Source organism: Campylobacter sp. BCW_6464 (assembly GCF_001762775.1).
GTDB lineage: Bacteria > Campylobacterota > Campylobacteria > Campylobacterales > Campylobacteraceae > Campylobacter_D > Campylobacter_D jejuni.
The window spans coordinates 1-1,659 of the sequence record NZ_MJXM01000011.1; the positions used below are offsets into that span (position 1 = coordinate 1).

The 1,659-nt window shown below is 27.8% G+C and carries 1 protein-coding gene; it reads left to right on the forward strand.

Annotated elements, in window-relative coordinates; genetic code table 11:
• Positions 1 to 14: 14 nt before the first annotated feature.
• Positions 15 to 1,659: motility associated factor glycosyltransferase family protein (locus AJ885_RS00155; protein ID WP_070280508.1), on the forward strand; the 1,645-nt coding region annotated here is incomplete at its 3' end.

Consider the following 1,659-nt stretch of genomic DNA (forward strand, 5'->3'; position numbering starts at 1 on the left):
TTTAAGGAAACCTAATGACCATACTAGAAAAAAACATACAAGCTTTATTAAGTGGAGTAAATGAACCCTTAGGAAATAAACTTTTAAATTTCATACAAAATAAAACTTGTTCTCGTTTTAATATAGATGAAAATTTAAATATCTATGATAAAACTCATAATGTTTTTATGTATGAAAATTTAGAAGAAGAATTAAATTTTTTCTATCAAAGTATTTTAGAAAAAACTCCTAGATATCCTTTTATATGTATTTATGGTATAGGCAATGCTTTGCTGATTAAAAATTTAGCTAAACACTATAAACATCTTTTTGTATTTGAAAGCGAAATAGAACTTTTTATCCTAGCTTTAAGTACACTGGATTTGAGTGAAGAGCTAAAAACTTATCAAGTGATATTGTTTGATGCAGCAGCCAAGGATGTGGAAATTCATATTGCTATGGTTTTTGATCAACAAAGCATTTTAGAGTATTTAAGTTTATATGAAATGTTTATTAGCTCGCATTATTATCTTAAATACTATGAAACTTCTATTTTATCTTTGAATGAACTTTGTATTAAAAGTGCAAGTGTAGCAATAAGAAATGCAGATATTACTTGTTTTTTACCTTTGCTAACACATGGACAGTTTTTACAAAACATCCCTTCTATGCTTGAAAGCATTCCTTTTCAAAGAATCTTAAGTGAAAGAAAAAACAAATTCGAAAATGCTATAGTAGTTTCTGCAGGACCTAGTTTAGCTAAACAACTTCCTTTACTTAAAGCTTATCAAGATAAAGCAGTGATTTTTTGTGCTGATGGGGCTTTAAGTATGCTTGAAAAAGAAGGCATAGTGCCTGATTATGTTACTAATTTAGATTTTACTGATCTAGCAATGAAATTTTTTCAAAATAAAGAAAATTTAAAACAAAGTATTATCGCTCTTGAGTGTGCTACACATCCTAATGTCGCGCGTAGTTTAAAGGCTGAAAATTGTATGATTATTTTAAGAAATAAAGCTCTTTATCAACGCTTCAATCTTAATGACTTTGGTTATATTGATACAGGTACTCATGTAAGTCATTTTTCTTATACCTTAGCTTTGGCTTTAGGATTTAAAAATATTATTATGATAGGGCAAGATTTGGCCTTTGATGAAGAAGGAAATTCACATTCAAAAGGTTTTGATTTTGGGGAGAAATTTAGCGGCGAAGAAAATATAGACAAACTTAAAGTCCCAGCCTATGCAGGTAAAGGTGAAGTTTTAACTCATATTGCTTGGAATGATTATCGCATAAAACTTGAATATCTTTTTGCTTGTAACAGTAAAGAAGCTAAATTTTACAATGCTACTGAAGGTGGAGCAAGGATTAATTTTACTGAAGAACTTTCCTTTAAAGAATGTTGTGAAAAACTCCTTACAAAAGAAAAACCTAAATTTGAACTTCCAAAAAGTTTAACTAAAAATAGAAGTGATAAACTCCTAGTTAAATTCAAAGAAAAAATACAAAAAGATCAAGATAATGCTAAAAGATTTTTAAATGATGCTTTAATTTTAAAACAAATTTTAGAAAATATACTCAGTAAAGATTTTATTTTACCTTTGGAATTTTTAGAAAAAGTTTATCAAAATATAGAAAATTTCAATCACTCTTTAGATGAAGATGAGTTTATACAGGATG